The organism is Polaromonas aquatica, assembly GCF_042659145.1.
Lineage (GTDB): Bacteria > Pseudomonadota > Gammaproteobacteria > Burkholderiales > Burkholderiaceae_C > Polaromonas > Polaromonas aquatica.
In genome coordinates, this window is record NZ_JBHSRS010000068.1 from 1 (window position 1) to 19,171 (window position 19,171).

Consider the following 19,171-nt stretch of genomic DNA (forward strand, 5'->3'; position numbering starts at 1 on the left):
ATCAACGATCTACCCACACCACCCCCGCGCCAGTGCTGGGTTTGCGAACCGCCAGTTATTGCACTGAAAACGAGGGGACCCCAATCTGCACTCAAGGCGAGTTCGACGAAAAATGTCGAATATCTAACTTGTTGTTTTATAAAGACTATTTTGGCGCTGGCGTGTCAATCCGCATCAAAAGGACGAACACCCCTGTTCTCAAATTTTGGACTCGCGCAGACATGATTTCTTGATTCGCTGTCTAAACGAAGAATGCAGTGATAGCAGTGCGGCGACAGGAAAGATGAATCGCTCATCTGTGCGCAGTGTGACTTTCACTCACTAGAGCTTAAGTTTTCCTTGCGCTCAAGTGGGCCTTTTTATACAGCGGCCGAGCGTTCAAATCTTTGGCTTGTCGCAGATCCGAAAAATGACAGGCACAAGCGCTGAAACACCCAAACGCCGGTCACCATGGGTCTTCAGCGATGAAAATTGCCAGCGCTGCCGCGCAATCGCGTCAGTTCTCGTTTGAGATCTTGGAGCATACGAATCTCATCACCAACCTTCCCGATATGCTTCTCTAACAACCCGGCGATTTTTTCGCAATTCGGGCGTGGGTGGTCACGGTATTCCAAAAAAGTACGAACTTCTTCAATATTCAGGCCCATGGAACGACATTGCATGATGAAAGACAAACGGACTAGATCATGTTTCTCATAAAGACGAAAATTGCCTTTACTGCGTTTTGGCGCTGACAATAGACGCTCTAACTCGTAATACCGGATCGTGGATGCCGGACAGCCAGAATTGAGAGCCAGCTCTCCTATTTTCATGACTTGAACTTTAAGCCTGATGGGTTGTGAAGAACTTTTATTTTTCACTGCTTTTACCTCAGCGTTTCTTCGGCCGTGCCTTTGAACTATTTGTTGGTCCAAGTACAGGACTAACTGAGAGTCGCCGTTCCAGCCCTCGCTTAAATGCTCTGAGCCCTGCGAAGATTCAGCATTTTTAGAGCATTAGTTAACTTTTTTTTCAATTGAGTTTTGATTTTGCGCCGGAGTTTTTTCTTTATTGACGAAAGTGTTTGCGACCAGCACCATCGCACCGCCCACGATAGCCATGTCAGCAATGTTGAACGCTGGCCAATGCCAGCCTCGGAAGTAAAAGTCAAGGTAATCGACTACCTGCCCCCGGACCGCGCGGTCGAAAGCATTGCCCAGTGCTCCACCTAGGATGAGGCCGCAGGCCAGGCCTTCCGACTTGTGCAAGGGTCGAGACAGAAACCAAACAAGCCAGGCTGAGATTGCCAAAGCGATAGCCAGAAAAAACCATCTCTGCCAGCCACCCGCGCCTGCAAGAAAGCTAAACGCAGCGCCCGGATTAAGGATGTGAACCAAATTGAGGAATGAAGTCACATTGACCGACCATCCTAAGGGAGTGTTCAAATCGACGTAGCTTTTAGCAGTCTGATCTGCAATGAACACGACCATTGCGAGTCCATACCACCTTACTTTGCCCATGAATAGCCTCCGTTAATTTTTAAAGTTCGTATGTTTTGGTTTTGCATATATAAAATGCGTCAGGAGGTACTTCGTCCAGTTCGAGTAAGTAGCGGGACACGCGCAACTCGTCGAGCTAAGGGACTTGCTGCAATGACGCACGCCCAGCCCAGCGCAAAGCCGACGACCACGTCGACCGGAAAATGCGCACCCAGCACGATGCGCGACCAGCCCACAGCTACAGCGAACACCAGAAGGCCCATCCTGCCCGGCCAGCCCACAGCGGGCCAAAGCGCCGCCGCAAGAACACCAACGTAGACTGAGTGGCCGCTGGGCATGCTGTAGAGGCTGTCGGGAGCGGAAACGGCACGGTAGACGGTCTCGCCGAGGACAACGGCGGGGCGCGGTAGCGCGAACACTGCCTTGGCGAGAGCCGCAGCAGTCATCCCCAGCGCCAAACCGAGCACGAACCTGCACAAGGGCACGCTGAGTAAAGACTGCTTGTCCCGAACCCGGACGCATTGCCAGACCAGCATCAGAATAACGACTGCGGGGGCCCCCCAGTAGCTACTGCCGAGCGCACTCAGACCCTCGGGCAACCAGAGCCAGCCGTCAGGTAGGTGGCGCTGGATGGCCAAGAAAAAATCGATGTTGGCGCCACCCCAGTTATAGAGCCAGAGTTTCAGCCACTGCGTTGCGTTGTCCGGCATTTGCATGCCCGTCATAGGGTTTTGAGCTTAAGAAGTCGGAGACCATTGAAAACGACCAGCAGACTCGCTCCCATGTCGGCGAAGACGGCCATCCACATCGTGGCCTGCCCCGTAAATGTCAGAGCGACGAACACCACCTTGATGCCTAGGGCCAGAACGATGTTTTGCGTCAGGATAGACGCGGTGGTGCGCGACAGCCGGATGAATGTGGGGATCTTGCGCAGATCGTCGTCCATTAAAGCGACGTCGGCCGTTTCGATGGCAGTGTCGGTGCCGGCCGCGCCCATGGCGAAACCGATATCGGCGCGCGCGAGCGCGGGCGAATCGTTGATGCCGTCGCCAACCATCCCCACTTGGCCCTCAACGCCGATAAGGCTTTCTACGGTTTTGAGCTTGTCCTCGGGCAACTGGTCGCCCCGGGCCTCGGAGATCCCGACCTGGTCAGCGATCGCGGCGGCCGTGTGCTGGTTGTCGCCGGTCAGCATCAGCGTACGCACACCCAGCGCCTGCAGGTCGGCCACGGCTTCACGGCTGGTTTCCTTCACGGTATCGGCCACGGCGAAGATACCTAGAACGGTGGCCTCATCCATCAGCAGGATCGCCGTCTTGCCCTGGCGCTCCAGCGCCTCCAGCCGCGACTGAAGCGCGGCTTCGCTGAGGCCCAGCTCCTTTGCGAGCCGGTGATTGCCCATCTGTAGCATTCGGCCGGCAATGCGCCCGCGCACGCCGCGTCCGGGCAGCGCCTCGAAGTCATCTACTTCGTGCAGCGAGACGCCGTCGCGTTTCGCCTTCCGGGCAATCGCCTGGGACACCGGATGGTCCGAACGGGCGGCCAGGCTCGCGGCCCACGCGGCAACCTCCTGCGCGTCGCCCACCAGAGGAACAAAGTCGGTCTGCTCGGGCTTGCCGTGGGTCAGCGTGCCTGTCTTGTCCAGGGCCAACACCTTGAGCTTGCGCCCGCCCTCCAGATAAACGCCGCCCTTGATCAGGATGCCACGTCTGGCGGCAGCGGCCAAGCCACTGACGATGGTGACTGGCGTAGAGATGACCAGCGCGCACGGGCAGGCTACCACCAGCAGTACCAGCGCCTTGTAAATCCAGTCAAACCAGCCGCCACCGAAGGCCAGCGGAGGAACAACCGCAATAAGCACGGCCACCGCAAACACGGCCGGCGTGTAGACCCGGGCGAACTGGTCGACGAAACGCTGCGTGGGCGCGCGGCTGCCCTGCGCCGACTCCACCGCATGGATGATGCGCGCGAGCGTCGAGTCGTTGGCACCCGCGGTCACCTGGTACTCGAAGGAGCCGGTCTCGTTGATGGTGCCAGCGAATACCTGGTCGCCTTCGACCTTCTCGACCGGCAGGCTTTCGCCGGTGATGGGCGCCTGATTGATGGCCGAGCGTCCCGCGGTGATCAGACCATCCAGTGCGATGCGCTCGCCGGGCCGCACCCGGACCACTGCGCCCTTGACGGCCTCCTTGGCCGGGACTTCCTTCCATGAGCCGTCGGCTTGCCGCACGGTCGCGGTCTCCGGCGCCAGATCCATCAGGCCGCGGATGGCATTGCGGGCCCGATCCAGCGACTTGGCCTCGATCACCTCGGCCAGGGCAAAGAGGAACATGACCATGGCGGCCTCGGGCCAGTGTCCGATTGCCATCGCGCCCGTGACCGCGATGGACATCAGGGCATTCATGTTCAGGTTGCGGTTCTTCAGTGCGATCCAGCCTTTTTTGTAGGTGCTGAGTCCACCAGTGAAGATGGAGACTAGGGCCAGTACGACCACCGCCCAGTGAAATCCGTCGTTGGCCCAGTACACGCCCTCGGCAAGCACAGCCGTGATGCCGGAGACCACCATCGGCCACCAGTTGGTTTTCTGCGCGGGGGCCTCGGAAGCGCGTGCTTCTTCGGTTTGCTGCACCTCGGCTTCCATACCCAGCGACTCGATCGCTTCGACCGCAGGCTTGAGCGCATCCGGCGTGTGGCGTACCGTCAAGGTTCGTTGCATCAGGTTGAAGTCCAGGCCTTGCACGCCCGGCATGCCTTGCAGCTTGCCGCGGATCAGGCCTTCCTCGGTCGGGCAGTCCATCTTGGCAATGCGTAGCACGGTGGTGGTCCCTTGGAGGCCCTCCCGCACGGCTCGCATCCCGATAGACGCAAGCGCCTTCTCGATGGGCTCCACGGACGGCAAGGTATGCTGGATACCCAGCACACGCTGCATCAGATTGAAGTCGAGCGCAGTGATGCCCGCCTCCTTGCCCAAGCGGTCGCGGATTAAGGCTTCTTCCGTCGGGCAATCCATGTTCTCGATGCGGTAGGTTGTGCGCTCACCGGTAGAGGTGGGCGTCACCGTGACCGGCTGTGGCTGCGTGATCGGTGGTTTGACGGCGGTCGTTACTGCTGCAAGCTCGGTACCGGCGGCGGACTGCTCCTTCGCACGCATGCCAATGGAGGCCAGTACCTGCTCCATTTGTGCGCGTGCCTGTTCCAGGTGCTTTACCGACAGCGTGCGCCCCGACAGGTCGAAGTCCAGGTCCTGGACGCCCTCGACCGCACCCAGGTGCGTGCGGATAAGCTTTTCTTCGCTCGAGCAATCCATATTCTCGATGCGGTAGGTCGTCAGCACTGCGGCATCGCGGACAGCCTGTGCTTTCATGCCGACCGCATTCAATGCCTGTTCCAGGGCATCGGGCGAACCCAGGCTGTGCGAGACGGTCAGCCTGCGCTGCGGAAGGTCAAATTCCAGTCGCTGTAAACCGGACATGCCCTCCAGCGTGCGCCGCACCAGTGCTTCCTCGTTGCGGCAGTCCATGTTGCTCACATGGAAAACGGTGGATTCGGTGTCGGCTTTAGTGCTTGCGTAGCCCGTCGGTTGTCCACTGGAACAGCCGCATGAGTTGGAAGAGTCATTGTTCATAATTCTTTCTCGATTTGGAGGGTTTTCCCCCGGATGCTTTTATTTAACAACCTCTAGTTGGTATAGAGTCAAGGCTTTGTGGAGGTCGACCATGCTGCAGATCGGTAAATTGGCCCAGAAGGCGGACTGCCAAGTACCCACGGTGCGCTTCTACGAGTCTGAAGGCTTGCTCCCAGAGCCCGCGCGCAGCATGGGCAATTTCAGGCTTTATGACGATACGCACCTGCAGCGCTTGCTGTTCATCCGCCGCTGCCGAGCCAAGGACATGACGCTTGATGAGATTCGTCAACTGCTGAGCTTTCGGGATCGGCCAGAGCTCGATTGCGGCGAAGTGAATGCTCTGGTCGACTCGCACATCGTCCAGGTGCGGGCAAAGATTAAAGAATTGCGAGAGCTGGAGCGCGGGTTGATGGACATGCGGCGCTCTTGCGATACCGTCCGTACCTCGCGCGAGTGCGGAATTCTCAACAGCCTGGCCGGGCCCGTCTGAAGCTCAAGCTGCGCGCGGGAAGGCAGGAGCAGCAGGTAGGGCCCGCTTGTGGGCAGTGCGGCGGAATGTTTCCAAAATGATTTTTTCCGCAGCAGGGTCGACATCCTTGCCCTCCAGAAAATTGTCGATGGCGTCGTAGTTGACGCCAAGCGCCGCCTCATCCGGATGCAGCGGCCGCATGGATTCGAGGTCAGCTGTGGGAACTTTGCGCGCCAAGTGCTCGTCCGCACCAAGAGCTAACGCCAAGGCGCGAACGCGTCGCTTGGTTAGTCCGCTCAGCGGGCTCACGTCGAATCCGCCGTCGCCGAACTTGGTGAAGAAGCCCATCACCGCCTCAGCGGCATGGTCCGTTCCAACTACTAGCCCACCCGTGGCACCCGCAATTGCGTATTGGGCGATCATGCGTTGCCGCGCCTTGATATTGCCAAGCACAAAGTCTTCATGCCATTGATCATTAAACCGGAGCCCAGCAGTTTTCAACTGCTCAAGCATTGCGTCCGCAGGTGCCTTAATATTGATCAGCAATACCTCATCCGGTTGGATAAAGGCGAGCGCGCGCTGCGCATCAGCTTGATCGGCTTGCACTGCATACGGCAGGCGCATAGCGATGAAGCGGATCGGCATCCCTGAGGATCGTAGTTGCTCCACCGCGAGTTGACACAGCCGCGCGGCTACGGTGGAATCTACCCCGCCGCTTATACCCAATACAAGGGAATTTGCGGCAGCCGCTCGCGCATACTCGACCAAAAAATGAATGCGGCTGGCGATTTCGGTGGATGCATCGAAATGCAGGGCTACCTCAAGTTCGGCGGCGATCTGTATTTGGCTATCTGTCATGACTTTGTATTGACGCCTTTCTATTGAGATTAAATTCATTTTGGTCGCCGACTGAGGCAAGACCACAACGACCCTGAAATCTTAAGCTGTTCGATTTAAGGATTTCAAAAGGCCGCGGTGCGAGACGTGCTTCGACTCAACAGCTTATCTCTGACCCTTGGATACACGCGCTGAAGCTCATGTTGAGAGGCGTGTTTTTACCTGTCAACTCGGGATTATTTCGGGTATCAAAAGGTCTCCTGACTTGTCAATTGGCGAACCCGGCAGTGCAATCCTATTAATCCAGTCTTCTAAGTGAATAGCCTTCGGAACTTCCTATTGGCATCGTCTGATCCGTTGATTTGGAACACAGGTAATTATTGATTGTCTTCTATACTTGAATAAGTATTATTCTCATTTTTGATCAAGTTTATGTTTCAAATGTTCAGCTATAAGTCGATCTGGGTTAAGCTGGTTTTATCGGCTTGCCTCCTGGGAACGCCGCTAGCTCAGGCGCAAGATTTAGCGGCTCAAAGTCAGGCCAAGCAAATATGGCAGTTACTCGATTACGTTGCCGTCGACTATGGGAAGGCGGTCAAGGACGGCCAGACAGTCAGTGAGAACGAATACAAGGAAATGCAGGAGTTTGCCCAGGCTGCAGAGACTCAGCTGGCCGCACTACCCATTGTTCCTGGCAAACCAGAGCTGTTGAAAAAGGCGGCCGCATTAAGAGTCAGCATCACCTCAAAGGCTGCGTCCTCGACTGTGAGCGATCTGGCTCACAGCTTGTCCAGTGCTTTACTGCTGTCTTATCCAGTGCCCATGTCGCCGTCCAAACTGCCTGATCTCCAGCAAGGAGCCAAGCTCTATCAAAGCCAGTGCGCTGCATGCCACGGCGCGTCGGGTCATGCGGATGGACCGCTCGCCTCGAAGCTGAGTCCGCCCCCGATTGCATTGGCCGATCACGAGCGTGCGCGGGAGCGCAGCGTTTTCGCTCTCCAGCAAATCGTCACCCAGGGCGTCAAAGGAACGTCCATGCGCAGTTTCGCTGAACTGTCAGAAGACGAGCGTTGGAATGTCGCGTATTTTGCTTCGACCCTTTCATATACAGATCATGATCGCCAGGAAGGTGCAAGGCTCTGGAGTACCCAACCGAATCTTCGAGCCGCAATCCCCACGTTTCCAAAATTGAGCGAGACATCAGAGTCAGCGCTGGCCAAAACAGTCGGAGTAGACAACGCAAAGCCGGTGATGGCATATCTGAGGAGTACACCGGACACGCTGGACGCCCAAAGCGCCGATAGCCTGGTGATTGCCAAAGAAAAATTGAAAGCCAGCATGGCCGCGCTGGACAGGGGCGATACGCCACTGGCGCTTCGCCTTGCCTTGTCTGCTTATCTCGATGGGTTCGAACCGGTCGAGCCTGCGCTAGCCGCAAAAAATCGCCCACTGTTTGAGGATATTGAAAAGAACATGGGCGCTTTTCGCAGTTCCATTTCGGCGGGTCAGGTTGAGCAGGCTCGAACTATGGAAAAGCGCTTGCAGGTACTATTGACGGAGGGGCAGTCAGCGCTGGGAGCATCCAACGACCCCTTGTCAACGTATCTCGGCGCGCTGACCATCTTGTTGCGAGAGGGCCTGGAAGCACTGCTGGTGGTCGTGGCGATATTGGCTTTTTTGAAAAAGGCCGAACGCGCCGACGTGCTTCCGTATGTGCATGCCGGTTGGGTCGCGGCCCTGGTGGCCGGCGGTTTGACATGGGGCGTTGCAACCTATTTGGTAGAACTGAGTGGGGCTAGCCGGGAAATGACCGAAGGTTTTTCCGCCGTATTCGCGTCGCTGGTTTTACTCGCCGTAGGTGTTTGGATGCATCAAAAGAGCATGGCAGGACGCTGGCAGGCCTACGTCAAACAGAAGTTGTCGTCGGCCCTGAACAGGAAGTCGGCCATGATGCTTTTCCTGCTGTCTTTCATAACGGTCTATCGTGAGGTTTTCGAGACCGTCCTGTTTTATGCCGCCCTCTGGACCCAGGACAATGGCATCTATCTGCTTGCAGGCCTGGGATCCGGCATTGTGATACTGGCTGGTGTCGCGTGGCTGTTGCTGCGTTCATCCGCAAGGCTGCCCATCAGCCAGTTCTTTCTCTACAGTTCGGCGCTGGTCGGCATTCTCGCCATCGTGCTGATGGGTAAAGGCATCGCGGCACTACAAAAAGTCGGGTTGCTGGAAAACACACCCATGCTGATTCCGCGCGTCGATGCTTTAGGCGTGTATCCGTCGCTCCAAACCATCGGCGCCCAGGTTCTGGTCATTTTGATCATTGTGGCAAGCCTTGTGTACAACCGCATGAGCCAGCGAACTGTCGCCAAGCGATGACGCTACTTTTGGATAACACCGAGTTTGGTTCTGATAAGCTTTTGAAGTCACGGGATACTGATACACTTTCCGCTGTGCGCAAATACATCGTCCTCTTTTTCATTGTGTTTCTTCCTTTCCAGTTTGCCTGGGGAGCGGCTGCGGGCTATTGCGCCCATGAAAAAGGGGATAAGGTCAGCCACTTCGGACACCATGCCCACGTGCACAAGGTCGCAACGCAAAGTGACGAGGCAGCCGTGTCCTTTGCAGGAGGTTGCGATCCGGACTGTGGCTACTGCCACAGCGGGTGCGCCCAGCCACCCCCGACCATCCTTGGAAACTTGCCGGCTGCTAACACGTCGATTTACGTCCCACCTGAGACCATCCAGACGCGTTTCAGGGCTCCGAATTTAATCGACCGTCCCAATTGGAGCCTCGCCGTCTGATCCGGCGAGAACGCTTCCCATCTTTTTAGCTACCCTTCGGTAGCGAGCTTTCCGCCGGATTCTCCCCCTTGGTTTTCGCAACTAGGAGAATTCGATGCGACCGAACATGCTGGCGCTTGCCTGCACCCTGCTTTTTTTATCTTCCCCCGGCTTTGGCCAAGTCACTCCCGTCGCAAGCACTGCAACTGTTCCTGCGACTGAATTGACGCCTTTGAGCCTCCCGGAAGCGCTGGCCAAGGCTGCATTGTCCAATCCGGCCTTGCGCGCCAAGCAAGCGCAACTCGCTGCTGCAGAGGGTTTTAATACCGACGCCAAGTCCCTGCTGTTTAACAATCCACAACTTTCAGTAGACAAAACCAGACGTGTGGTTCCGCAAGCTGGGATGGGTCCTGAGCGACGTAACGAATGGAACGGAGGCCTGTCCCAAGCCTTTGAAACGGGCGGGCAGGGCGGATTTCGACGGGAAACTGCCGCCTCGGCGCTTGAAGCACTCCGCTACGAAATCGTTGATACCCAGCGCCAGGTTCGCAGCGATGTGTCATCCCGCTTTTATCGGGTATTGGCACTGCAGCAGCGCGTAGAACTGGAAACACAAGCGCTCAAACTGTTTAATGATGCTGCTGCTGCCGTTCAGAAACGTCGAAGCGCAGGTGAAGACACCAAGCTTGATGCGAACGTTGCCTTGGTGGAAGCAGAGCGTGCCAGAAATCAATTGGCTCAAGCGCAGGAGCAACTGACTGAAGAGCGTGCGGAGCTTGCAGCACGCCTCCAACTTGTGGGGCCAGCGCTGCCACTGGCGCAGGGAGAGCTCACACCCCAAGCCATGGGTTTTGCATTGAGCGACCTTCTGGATAGTCTGGATTCACAACCGCGACTGTTGGCACTCGTTGCGCGTGAGAAAAGTGCAAATTCCCGGTACCGGCTTGAACGCGCCAGCAGGTCTCCCGATGTGACGGTTGGCCTGAACGTAGGCCGCGAAGGCTCCCTGGGCGCTCGGGAAAGACTGACGACCATATCTGTCTCTGTGCCCCTGCCGCTATTTAAACGCAACGCAGCTGGTATTGGTCAAGCCAGCAGCGAGGCAACTCAGGCGCAAATTGAACGGGAATCAGCGCAGCGAGATGTCAGAGCTAATGTGATATCGCTCTGGTCCAGAGTGAACAGCCAGGAACAGCGCGTGCGTCGGCTGCAGGATGTCGTGCTGCCAGCACTGACCGAAAACCTTAGCCTATCAGTGAAGTCACGCCAAGCCGGGCAGATCGGCCTGCTGGAGTTGATCGTCGTCAATCGCCAGGCACTGGACGCCAGGCGCGACCTTATCGAAGCACTTTCCGAATACCACAGTACCCGCGCAGCGCTCGAGCTGGAATCAGGCTGGCCTAAACAATGAGACTCATCATGAACACTTCTAAATCTTTCAATATCTCCCGTTTGCATCGCCTGACGGGTGCCTCCGCGCTAATCGCTATCCTGCTGGTCTTAGGGGGGTGCGGGGACAAGACTGCCAACGGCGCAGAATCTTCAAAAAAAGAAACCAAGCAGGACGCAAAAGGGGGTGCTGGCAAGGAAGAAAAGGGCTTGAAACTATCCGCGGAAGAGCAGGAAAGAGCCGGGATCAAGCTTGAGGAAATTAACCCACGCCTCCTGGAGGATTCCATCAACGTCACGGCGACCATCCGTCCTAACCAGGACCGTGTTGCCAAGATCGCGCCTCGCGTCGAAGGTCGCATTGTGAGCGTGTCAGCAAACCTGGGTGATACCGTCCGCGCGGGGCAGGCGTTGGCAGTTATGGACAGCCTTGCAATCGGCGAGGCGCAATCAACACTGCTGCGCGCACAATCTTCCGAGCGCGTTGCTCAGGCTGACTTAAAGCGTGCGGAGTCGCTTAGCGCAGAAGAAATCATTCCACAAAAAGATTTACTCAGAGCGCGCGGGGAGTTGGAAAGGGCCAGTGCTGAATCACGCGCGGCACGTGACAAATTACGGCTTCTTGGGGGGGCAGCAAGTGCCAGCGGACAAGCACAGTCAACGTTCGCGCTGGTGGCGCCATTTGCCGGTACCGTCATACAGAAGAAAGCAACGATCGGTGAACTAGGCTCTCCTGCCGACGCTGTTTTTACAATCGCCGACCTATCCACGGTCTGGATTGAGGCGAACCTTACCGACCAGCTTCTCTCAAAAGTCAGGAAGGGTGCAACCGCGAACGTGACGGTAGGAGCTTACCCCGATGAGCGCTTTACCGGCCGCGTTGCTTATATCGCCAACGTATTGGACAAAGACAGTCGCACCATCGCAGCCCGTATCGAAGTGGCCAACAAGGATGGTCGTCTCAAACCGGAAATGTTTGCCAACGCGACCATCGCAACGGGTAGCAAAAAGGAAGTCATCTCAGTTCCGGATGGGGCAATTTCGCTTCTGCAAGGACAACCCACTATCTTTGTGATGGAAAACGGCGGGTTTGAACCCCGAGCCATCGAACTGGGCGACAAGGTTGGTGGCAGAACGCTGATCAAATCTGGCGTGAAACCTGGCGATCAGATCGTTGCTGCAGGGGCTTACGCGCTCAAGGCACGTATATTGAAGTCGCAAATCGGCGCATCGGATTGAGTTAGGAAACACACATCATGCTCAATGCCATCGTCGATGCGTCGCTGCGTTACAAAGTTCTGGTTCTTGTCGCTTTTGCTGTTCTGGTCGGCCTCGGGGTACAGGCCTTCCGTACCGTACCTGTAGACGCATTTCCGGACGTGACCCCAATACAGGTCAATGTCTACACCGAATCGCCCGGTCTTGCCGCCGAGGATGTCGAAAGATTGCTCACCACCCCCATTGAAGGTGCGATGGCGGGATTGCCTGGCGTCGAAGAGGTTCGTTCGATTTCATTGTTTGGCCTGTCGTACGTCGGGGTTTACTTTAAAGACAATGTTGATATTTACTTTGCCCGTCGTCTTGTAGGCGAAAAGCTGCAGGAGGCCAAAGGACGGTTGCCGCAAGGCTATGGAGAACCGGTATTAGGTCCGAATAGCTCCGGCTTGGGCCAAGTGTTCTGGTACACCATTGAGTCAGCAGATAAAAAGCTGAGCATCATGGATTTGCGTACGCTGCACGACTGGACGGTTCGGTTGATCATGCGTACGGCGCCTGGTGTGGACGATGTGATTTCTTTCGGCGGTGATCAGAAGCAATTTCAGGTGCAGATTGACCCCAACAAGTTGATCAAATATGGCTTGACCTTTAAGCAGGTCATGGAAAGACTCGCAGCGAACAATAAGCAGGTGGGCGGACAGTCCATCAATTTGGGGGCGGAACAGTATCTGGTTCGCGGCCTCGGCCTTGTTGCTGGAACCTCTGATATTGCCGGCATTGTGGTGGCAGAACGCAACGGTGCCCCTATCTTTGTTCGTGATGTCGCTGAGGTTAAAGAAGCAGCAACACCTCGTTTCGGTGCAGTCACCCGTGATGGAAAAGAGGCCGTCCTAGGCATTGCCTTGTCGCGAGTCAATGAGAATGCGAAAAACGTCGTCGACGCGGTGAAAGCTAAGTTGGCCTTGGCGCAGGCAGCCTTGCCAAAAGGGGTATCGCTGATACCCGTCTACGACCGTACAGATCTGGTGGACAAAGCACTGAAGACCGCCGAAAGCTCGTTGGTAGAGGGCGCCATACTTGTAGCCATCATTTTGTTTTTGTTTTTGGGAGACTTCCGCTCAGCCATCGTGGTGATCGTTACCTTACCTATGGCGATGCTCATCGCATTCATCCTCATGCAACAGTTTGGTGTGACGGCCAATCTGATGTCGCTGGCCGGCTTGGCGATAGGCACCGGGATGATGGTGGACGGTGCCATCGTGATGGTGGAGAACGCTTTTCGATTGCTCGCGCATGCCAGGGAGTCGGGTAAACCCATAAAAAAGACGCATTTGATCCTGGAAGCTGCACGTGAGGTGATGAATCCCATCGCTTTCGCGATCCTGATCATCATCGTCGTCTTCTTGCCTTTGTTCTCTTTGACCGGTCTGGAGGGCAAGCTGTTTAAGCCAATGGCTTTCACAATTACTTTTGCGATGGCCGGGTCCTTGTTGCTGTCAATGACGCTCGTACCTGTCCTGGCAGCGCTGATACTGAAGCCTAAAGAAGAGAAAGATACATTCGTGGTGCGTTGGGCCAAAAAGTCCTACCTGCCATTGCTCGACTGGGCGCTTGAGCGCAAAAAGCTTGTGATTGCGATTGCACTAGCGCTGCTTGCAGGATCTTTGGCTTTATTTCCATTTCTGGGTAAGGAATTCATGCCGCAGCTCCAAGAGGGCACCATTCTTTTGCGCGTCACCGGCATTCCATCTGCATCGCTGGATGAGTCAATCAGGGTCTCCAATGTCATTAGCGCTGAACTGAAGAAACAGTTTCCTCAAGTCGATTCGGTGCTTTCAACAATTGGCCGCGCGGAGGGTGGCGAGACTACGGATGTGAACTCCATGGAGATACTTGTGGCGACCAAGCTGCAGTCCGAATGGCCTAAAAAAATCCCATACCCTGAACTCGCCCACGAGATGCAGGAGGCCCTTGAAAAAGTCATTCCAACCGCTGTTATAGCAGCCACTCAGCCCATTCAGTCGCGCGTCGAAGAACTGATATCTGGCGTGAGGGCGACTCTGGCGCTGAAGCTTTACGGGCAGGATCTGGCGACGCTGGACCGGCTTACCGCGCAGTTGCAGGGCGTGCTGGGCGAAGTGTCAGGGGTGGCCGATTTGTCAGCCGAGGCCAACAAAGGGAAGCCTCAATTGGTGATCAAAGTCAATCGCGAGGCGGCCGCCCGTTACGGTATCAATGCTGATGAAATTTTGGAGGTTGTGAAAGCCGGTATTGGCGGGGAAGCGGTTTCCACACTTATTGACGGTACAAAGCGGTTTGATATTGCGGTGCGGCTTTCCGATGCTTTTCGAGCCGACCCAAGTTCGATTGCCGCCATTCCAATTCGTACTGCAGGCGGCGCACTGGTGCCATTCTCCCAAGTCGCGTCCATCGAGCTGGATGAAGGCTATTCCTTTGTACGCCGGGAGTCCTTACAACGCTACTCGGTGCTGCAAATGGATGTGAAAGGGCGAGATGTGGACAGCTTTGTAAAGGAAGCTAACGCAAAGATAGCGCAGCAAGTAAAACTGCCTGCAGGTTATTATTTTCAGTGGGGCGGCGCTTTCGAAAACCAGCAGAGAGCGATGGCTCGCCTCGCGGTGATTGTTCCTCTGACCATTGGCTTGATTTTCATGTTGCTGTACACGGCATTTAATTCGGTGCGCCACGCTACCCTGATCATTGCCAACGTTCCCTTTGCCATCATTGGGGGCATCGTCGGCCTCTTTATCACCGGCCAATACCTTTCGGTGCCATCCGCCATTGGATTTATCGCAGTTTTCGGGGTGGCCATGCTCAACGGCATTGTGATGGTCACATTCCTCAACGACCAGCGGGGTCAGGGGTTATCCATTAGGGATGCAGTGCGTCGCGGCGCGGAGTTGCGGCTACGGCCCGTGCTGATGACTGCCTCGGTCGCCATCCTTGGCTTGGTTCCCATGCTTCTGTCTACCGGGGTTGGTGCAGAGACTCAGCGCCCACTTGCCACGGTCGTGGTGGGTGGCTTGTTTACCTCGACGGCTCTAACGTTGCTTCTCCTGCCGCTTTTTTATGAATGGTCCGAACTTCGGGCTGAGCGCAATGCACAAAAACTCATCGCTAATCAAGGAGCATCGTTGTGAAAGAAATTAAGGCATACATTCACCGCAATCGCGTCGCGGAAGTTATCAATGCATTAAAAAGCTCAGTCGCCTGGACGACCATGAGTAACGATGAGCATAATCTGACGGCCTACATGGTGAAGGGATCGCTTGTACCGCTCGATGAAGGTGAACGCCGTTATTCGGTCGACCTTGGCGATGAGGTGATCGACGAATACAAGCTGGAACTCCATTGCTCTGAACAGCACGTCGACGAGTTGGTAAAGCTCATCGTGGCGTCTGCGCGGACAGGACAGGCCAACGCTGGTTGGGTCTATGTAGTCGATGTACTCAGTGCCGTACCTGTCGTTTAAAGCCCTTCTTTCGCATAATTCCCACAACATGAATTTGCATTTCCATGGATCTCGCAACTGAGCTTCTTTACGCTTTCCGTATTGTGTTGTCCGCCATTCTTGGCGGGATGATCGGATGGGAGCGTGAACGTTGCAACAGTGATGCGGGCCTCAGAACGTATATGGCTACCTCCATGGGCGCTTGTGCTTTCAGTCTGATATCTGTTCACGCAGGTGGTGACACCACACGCATCGCCGCGCAGGTGGTCTCCGGCATCGGTTTCATAGGCGCTGGCGTGATTTTTAAGGAAAAGACTGGGGTTGCCGGATTGACCACGGCAGCGACCCTCTGGGCTACCGCAGCAGTTGGCATGGCGAGTGCGTTTGGCATGTATGTTCTTGCAGTCCTGTCAAGCGTGCTCCTGCTGGGAACGCTGTGTCTTCAATACTTGCCTGGATGGAAAAGGATATCTGGGAAAGATAGCGATCATCGAACCTAATGCAAGGTGATCGCTTTTACTGGGTTTGAACTGTTATCAACACAAGGAGTAAGAAAATGAGCTTTTTTGGCAAACTGATTTCGGGCATGAGTGGTGGACACCATGGAGGTGGCCACGGCGGACACGGCGGAGGCCGTCACGGCTACCGAGATGACGATTATCGAAATCCGCCCCCACCGCCGGTTCCTGCGCCCCCGTCCAGTGGCGGCATTTCTTGCCCTGCTTGTTCTGCGCCCAACCTTCAAGGTGCGCGCTTCTGCGCACAGTGCGGAAAATCAATGGCGCCTAGTACTTGTGTTTCGTGCAGGGCTAGCCTTGCTTCGGGCGCAAAGTTTTGTCCAAACTGCGGTCAATCGCAAACTTGACTACCCCTGCTGCAATTTGGTCAGCAGCGGTGACGGCACAGGAGCTATTTGTGAACTGAAGTTATTTTGGCTCCAGGTCGCAAAATGCGCCGAAACTTAGCCCTATAGGTATAAAAGGACAGCTTTGGACCCTCATTCGACATGTGGGGCTCAAATTGCCGCCAGCGAAAGCTGAGCAAAGGCTTTTTCGTATTCGTTATATGTCACTATCGGAAGTGAGTAAGTTTGCCGCCTCAAGTGCTAAAGAAAAGGACAAGGTGGCAATTGCTATGCCTGTACTTCCCCATGTGCGAAGTCGGGCAGTCTTAGTGATCATTCGTTGTTGACGAGATCGATGCCAACTTGTGCGTAACAATCAATGGGAACGTTTCATGCCTTCTAATTTTCACAGCCCTTCAGAGGCGTCGCACGAAAGTCTCAGCGCTGTCCTGCTTTCCGGGGGAATCGTTGGCTTATTGCTATTAGCGATGATATTGTTTTTTTTATGGCGGGATAGAGTCAGAAAGAGACGACCTAGGTCCGAGAAGAAGCAGTTGAACAAGGGCCGCAGGAGTACAAAATGAGGCCGATTGGCGAACGAGGGGAGCCCACCTTGTTGAATGGTAATGGTCCTTGATATCTTAAATTGATCGGATTTTACGGGAGGCGGAGCCGCCAATGCTTGTCTGTATACAAAGAATCTATCGTTTACAACTATAAGCGTAAAGGCGAGGCGACACGGGAATAAATTCAATGCCAGACAACCCGCTGAATGCGGGATTTTATACTGGAATTGTCCTTACCTCAACGAAATTTTTCTCGCAGACGATGCACTGATTTGAATCAGTTCCAAATTCCTTGCGCCCCAACTGTAGTGTTAAACCCGTTAAATGTGTATTGCCCGGCCAGCTACTGCCAGCGCGGCTTCACGCAGAGCCTCTGGAAGTGTGGGATGCGCATGACAGCACCGAGCAATGTCCTCAGAGGATGCCCGAAATTCCATGGCGACTACCGCTTCATGAATTAGCGAGCCCGCCTCAGGCCCAATGATGTGAACTCCTAATATTTCGTCCGTCTCCGCATGCGCAAGAACCTTGACCAATCCTGCCGTCTGCTTCTTCGCTTTGGCTCGAGCGTTGGCGCTAAACGGAAACCTGCCAGCCTTGTAAGGGATTCCAGCACTTTTGACGGCTTCTTCCGTCTGACCGACAGACGCAACTTCCGGTGACGTGTAGATAACTGACGGAATCGCGTTGTAATTCACATGCGGCTTTTGGCCTGCAAGCATTTCCATGAGCGCGACTCCTTCTTCCGATGCCTTGTGCGCAAGCATGGCGCCCCCAATGACGTCGCCAATGGCGAATACACTGGCTGACGTCGTTTCAAAAGTTTTGGGGTTAACCTGGATAAATCCCCTTGCGTCAGTGCGAACGCCGGCCGATTCAAGTTCTAAGCCGTCGGTATTGGGCTTTCGCCCAACGCTTACCAGCACGGCATCACAAGCGAGTGGGGCGAGCGCTGGCTTATCTGCGCCAATGGGTGACAAGTCAACCAAGGTGGTCTCTGCATCAAACCTCACGCCAGTCACTTTCGTGGCGAGCACGAAATCGATACCGTCTTTCTGCAGCATTTTAAACAACTGCATGGCCATCTCGGTGTCGAGGCCGGGTGTAATTTGGTTAGCATATTCCACAACTGTGACCCTCGAGCCAAGGCGGTGCCAAACAGAGCCCAACTCCAGGCCAACGTAACCGCCGCCAATCACCACAAGGTGTTTCGGAATCTTCTGAAAGCTAAGGGCACCTGTGGACGAGACGACGCGCTCTTCATCAATTTGAACGCCAGGAATCAAGATGGGTTTGGAACCAGTTGCAATTACGATGTGCTTGGCTTCTATAGTTTGCTCTTCTCCAGATTCAGAAGCCTTCACAACAACGCGACCGGCGCCATCAAGGCGGCCGCGGCCGAGCAGGCGAGTGATCTTGTTCTTGTTAAAGAGAAAGTCAATGCCGCGTCCCAGCTCATCAACTGTCCCGTCCTTGTGGGCCAGCAGCCTCTTAAGGTCCACGCTCAGATCAGTGAAATCTATCCCATGGGTGGTGAAAGTGGTGCGAGCTTCAACATAGCGCTCGGTCGATTCGAGCAAGGCCTTGGACGGAATACATCCCACGTTGAGGCAGGTGCCACCTAACCGGACACGGTCTTCAACGCATAAGATACGCATCCCCAATTGGGCACCGCGGATGGCGGCTTGGTAGCCGCCCGGGCCTCCGCCAATGATTACTACATCAAAAGAAGTCATTCAAATTTCCTGTGTTACAGAGGTGATCCAAGTCAAATTTACGTTGATCTACGTAACCGTCAACTATTGGATACTGTTGAAGGTTTTTTAAACGTCATTGCACATAGGCGGAGTTTTCTGGGTAAAGTCTTTCTAAAGTTTTTGATAACTTGCGATAGAACATAGTCCCTGAATATTTTTATTCCGCGCCTGGGCTGTTATCCAATGATCTTGAGACAGGTATTCTTTGGCTATTTCACCAGCAGCACTGCAACGGGGCTATCAACAATTACGCGTTGGGTGGTGCTGCCCAACAAGGCGCGACCGAGCCATCCGTGGCCGTGGGTCCCCATTACGATCAATTGAGCTTGATCCTTTTTGGCTGCGCCAATGATTTCTTCCACTACGGCACCAACCACGGCAGTACAGTGATGCCGAATCCCGTGCTGTTCGAGAAACGCTTTGATAGGCGTCAGCACTTTGCTGGACTCTTCTGAATGGTAGGCCGCGACCTCTGATGGTCTCAACATAGTCGATACCCGCCCCGGGACAGGGGCCTGGACGTTCACAACAGAGAGTTCATCATCGGCTCCAGAGAGACTTTGATGTGTAACGATAAATTCGAGGGCTTTTTGTGTGAACGGACTACCGTCTGCCGCAAGCAGGATTTTCATTATTGGCTCCTTAAGGGTAAATGAACCTGCCCCTGTTGGACGTACCTCTTAGCTGCTCAATTATGCGGCCTTCAATAGCTGTGCCGCGTGCCAGCTTTTCTCAA

General features: G+C 55.1%; 17 protein-coding genes. 10 read left to right on the plus strand and 7 right to left on the minus strand.

What is annotated here, in order from left to right; all coding sequences use genetic code 11:
• Positions 1 to 233 (plus strand): hypothetical protein (locus tag ACFQND_RS12840; protein WP_377413750.1); only part of this gene is annotated, 233 nt, incomplete at its 5' end.
• 225 nt (positions 234 to 458) lie between these two features.
• On the opposite strand, the gene ACFQND_RS12845 is transcribed toward ACFQND_RS12840, so the two are convergent.
• The 4 genes from ACFQND_RS12845 to ACFQND_RS12860 all read right to left on the minus strand — a co-directional run bounded on the left by ACFQND_RS12845 (position 459) and on the right by ACFQND_RS12860 (position 5,103).
• Positions 459 to 860 carry a MerR family transcriptional regulator gene (locus ACFQND_RS12845; RefSeq protein ID WP_371435599.1) on the minus strand — a complete coding sequence of 134 codons (402 nt, stop codon included), beginning with the start codon at positions 858 to 860 and terminating at the stop codon, positions 459 to 461.
• Between the two features lie 135 nt (positions 861 to 995).
• Complete coding sequence (gene lspA / locus ACFQND_RS12850) at positions 996 to 1,499, minus strand: signal peptidase II (protein WP_371435600.1); 504 nt, start codon at positions 1,497 to 1,499, stop codon at positions 996 to 998.
• A 59-nt stretch (positions 1,500 to 1,558) separates the two neighbouring features.
• The gene (locus ACFQND_RS12855) at positions 1,559 to 2,203 is read right to left on the minus strand and encodes a phosphatase PAP2 family protein (RefSeq protein WP_371435601.1); all 645 of its coding nucleotides are present in this window, start codon (positions 2,201 to 2,203) and stop codon (positions 1,559 to 1,561) included.
• The gene (locus ACFQND_RS12860; RefSeq protein ID WP_371435602.1) at positions 2,200 to 5,103 is read right to left on the minus strand and encodes a heavy metal translocating P-type ATPase; all 2,904 of its coding nucleotides are present in this window, start codon (positions 5,101 to 5,103) and stop codon (positions 2,200 to 2,202) included. The genes ACFQND_RS12855 and ACFQND_RS12860 overlap by 4 nt, the downstream gene beginning before the upstream one ends.
• 91 nt (positions 5,104 to 5,194) lie before the next feature.
• Between ACFQND_RS12860 and cadR the strand changes: the two genes are divergently transcribed.
• Positions 5,195 to 5,593, plus strand: a complete 399-nt coding sequence (gene cadR, locus ACFQND_RS12865) for a Cd(II)/Pb(II)-responsive transcriptional regulator (protein WP_371435603.1) — start codon at positions 5,195 to 5,197, stop codon at positions 5,591 to 5,593.
• Between the two features lie 3 nt (positions 5,594 to 5,596).
• Here the strand turns inward: cadR and nadE are convergent, their stop codons facing one another.
• On the minus strand, positions 5,597 to 6,469 hold the full coding sequence (gene nadE / locus ACFQND_RS12870) for an ammonia-dependent NAD(+) synthetase (RefSeq protein WP_371435604.1): 873 nt from the start codon (positions 6,467 to 6,469) through the stop codon (positions 5,597 to 5,599).
• A 381-nt stretch (positions 6,470 to 6,850) separates the two neighbouring features.
• On the opposite strand from nadE, the gene ACFQND_RS12875 reads away from it, so the two are divergent.
• From ACFQND_RS12875 to ACFQND_RS12910, 8 genes are all read left to right on the plus strand, one after another.
• On the plus strand, positions 6,851 to 8,785 hold the full coding sequence (locus tag ACFQND_RS12875; RefSeq protein WP_371435605.1) for an FTR1 family protein: 1,935 nt from the start codon (positions 6,851 to 6,853) through the stop codon (positions 8,783 to 8,785).
• Entirely contained in the window at positions 8,782 to 9,210 is a 429-nt protein-coding gene (locus ACFQND_RS12880; RefSeq protein ID WP_371435606.1) for a hypothetical protein, read from the plus strand. The genes ACFQND_RS12875 and ACFQND_RS12880 overlap by 4 nt, the downstream gene beginning before the upstream one ends.
• A gap of 94 nt (positions 9,211 to 9,304) precedes the next feature.
• The gene (locus ACFQND_RS12885; RefSeq protein ID WP_371435607.1) at positions 9,305 to 10,600 is read left to right on the plus strand and encodes a TolC family protein; all 1,296 of its coding nucleotides are present in this window, start codon (positions 9,305 to 9,307) and stop codon (positions 10,598 to 10,600) included.
• 8 nt (positions 10,601 to 10,608) lie between these two features.
• Positions 10,609 to 11,817 carry an efflux RND transporter periplasmic adaptor subunit gene (locus tag ACFQND_RS12890; RefSeq protein WP_371435608.1) on the plus strand — a complete coding sequence of 403 codons (1,209 nt, stop codon included), beginning with the start codon at positions 10,609 to 10,611 and terminating at the stop codon, positions 11,815 to 11,817.
• A 17-nt stretch (positions 11,818 to 11,834) separates the two neighbouring features.
• Complete coding sequence (locus ACFQND_RS12895; RefSeq protein ID WP_371435609.1) at positions 11,835 to 14,957, plus strand: efflux RND transporter permease subunit; 3,123 nt, start codon at positions 11,835 to 11,837, stop codon at positions 14,955 to 14,957.
• A complete protein-coding gene (locus ACFQND_RS12900; RefSeq protein WP_371435610.1) occupies positions 14,954 to 15,289 on the plus strand; it encodes a P-II family nitrogen regulator in 336 nt (111 codons plus the stop codon). The genes ACFQND_RS12895 and ACFQND_RS12900 overlap by 4 nt, the downstream gene beginning before the upstream one ends.
• A 44-nt stretch (positions 15,290 to 15,333) precedes the next feature.
• Positions 15,334 to 15,768: an MgtC/SapB family protein gene (locus tag ACFQND_RS12905; protein WP_371435611.1), complete on the plus strand. Its 435-nt coding sequence runs from the start codon at positions 15,334 to 15,336 to the stop codon at positions 15,766 to 15,768.
• An 86-nt stretch (positions 15,769 to 15,854) separates the two neighbouring features.
• Entirely contained in the window at positions 15,855 to 16,133 is a 279-nt protein-coding gene (locus tag ACFQND_RS12910; protein WP_371435614.1) for a zinc ribbon domain-containing protein, read from the plus strand.
• Between the two features lie 865 nt (positions 16,134 to 16,998).
• On the opposite strand, the gene lpdA is transcribed toward ACFQND_RS12910, so the two are convergent.
• Positions 16,999 to 18,414 (minus strand): dihydrolipoyl dehydrogenase, encoded by a 1,416-nt coding sequence (gene lpdA, locus ACFQND_RS12915; RefSeq protein ID WP_371435612.1) that lies wholly within the window; start codon positions 18,412 to 18,414, stop codon positions 16,999 to 17,001.
• 230 nt (positions 18,415 to 18,644) lie between these two features.
• A complete protein-coding gene (locus ACFQND_RS12920; RefSeq protein ID WP_371435613.1) occupies positions 18,645 to 19,067 on the minus strand; it encodes a universal stress protein in 423 nt (140 codons plus the stop codon).
• Between the last annotated feature and the right edge of the window lie 104 nt (positions 19,068 to 19,171).

Coding starts and splice junctions, on each gene's coding strand:
- lspA (WP_371435600.1), bottom strand. CDS start 1,499: ATGGGCAAAGTAAGGTGGTATGGACTCGCAATGGTCGTGTTCATTGCA.
- ACFQND_RS12855 (WP_371435601.1), bottom strand. CDS start 2,203: ATGACGGGCATGCAAATGCCGGACAACGCAACGCAGTGGCTGAAACTC.
- ACFQND_RS12860 (WP_371435602.1), bottom strand. CDS start 5,103: ATGAACAATGACTCTTCCAACTCATGCGGCTGTTCCAGTGGACAACCG.
- cadR (WP_371435603.1), top strand. CDS start 5,195: ATGCTGCAGATCGGTAAATTGGCCCAGAAGGCGGACTGCCAAGTACCC.
- nadE (WP_371435604.1), bottom strand. CDS start 6,469: ATGAATTTAATCTCAATAGAAAGGCGTCAATACAAAGTCATGACAGAT.
- ACFQND_RS12875 (WP_371435605.1), top strand. CDS start 6,851: ATGTTCAGCTATAAGTCGATCTGGGTTAAGCTGGTTTTATCGGCTTGC.
- ACFQND_RS12880 (WP_371435606.1), top strand. CDS start 8,782: ATGACGCTACTTTTGGATAACACCGAGTTTGGTTCTGATAAGCTTTTG.
- ACFQND_RS12885 (WP_371435607.1), top strand. CDS start 9,305: ATGCGACCGAACATGCTGGCGCTTGCCTGCACCCTGCTTTTTTTATCT.
- ACFQND_RS12890 (WP_371435608.1), top strand. CDS start 10,609: ATGAACACTTCTAAATCTTTCAATATCTCCCGTTTGCATCGCCTGACG.
- ACFQND_RS12895 (WP_371435609.1), top strand. CDS start 11,835: ATGCTCAATGCCATCGTCGATGCGTCGCTGCGTTACAAAGTTCTGGTT.
- ACFQND_RS12905 (WP_371435611.1), top strand. CDS start 15,334: ATGGATCTCGCAACTGAGCTTCTTTACGCTTTCCGTATTGTGTTGTCC.
- ACFQND_RS12910 (WP_371435614.1), top strand. CDS start 15,855: ATGAGTGGTGGACACCATGGAGGTGGCCACGGCGGACACGGCGGAGGC.
- lpdA (WP_371435612.1), bottom strand. CDS start 18,414: ATGACTTCTTTTGATGTAGTAATCATTGGCGGAGGCCCGGGCGGCTAC.
- ACFQND_RS12920 (WP_371435613.1), bottom strand. CDS start 19,067: ATGAAAATCCTGCTTGCGGCAGACGGTAGTCCGTTCACACAAAAAGCC.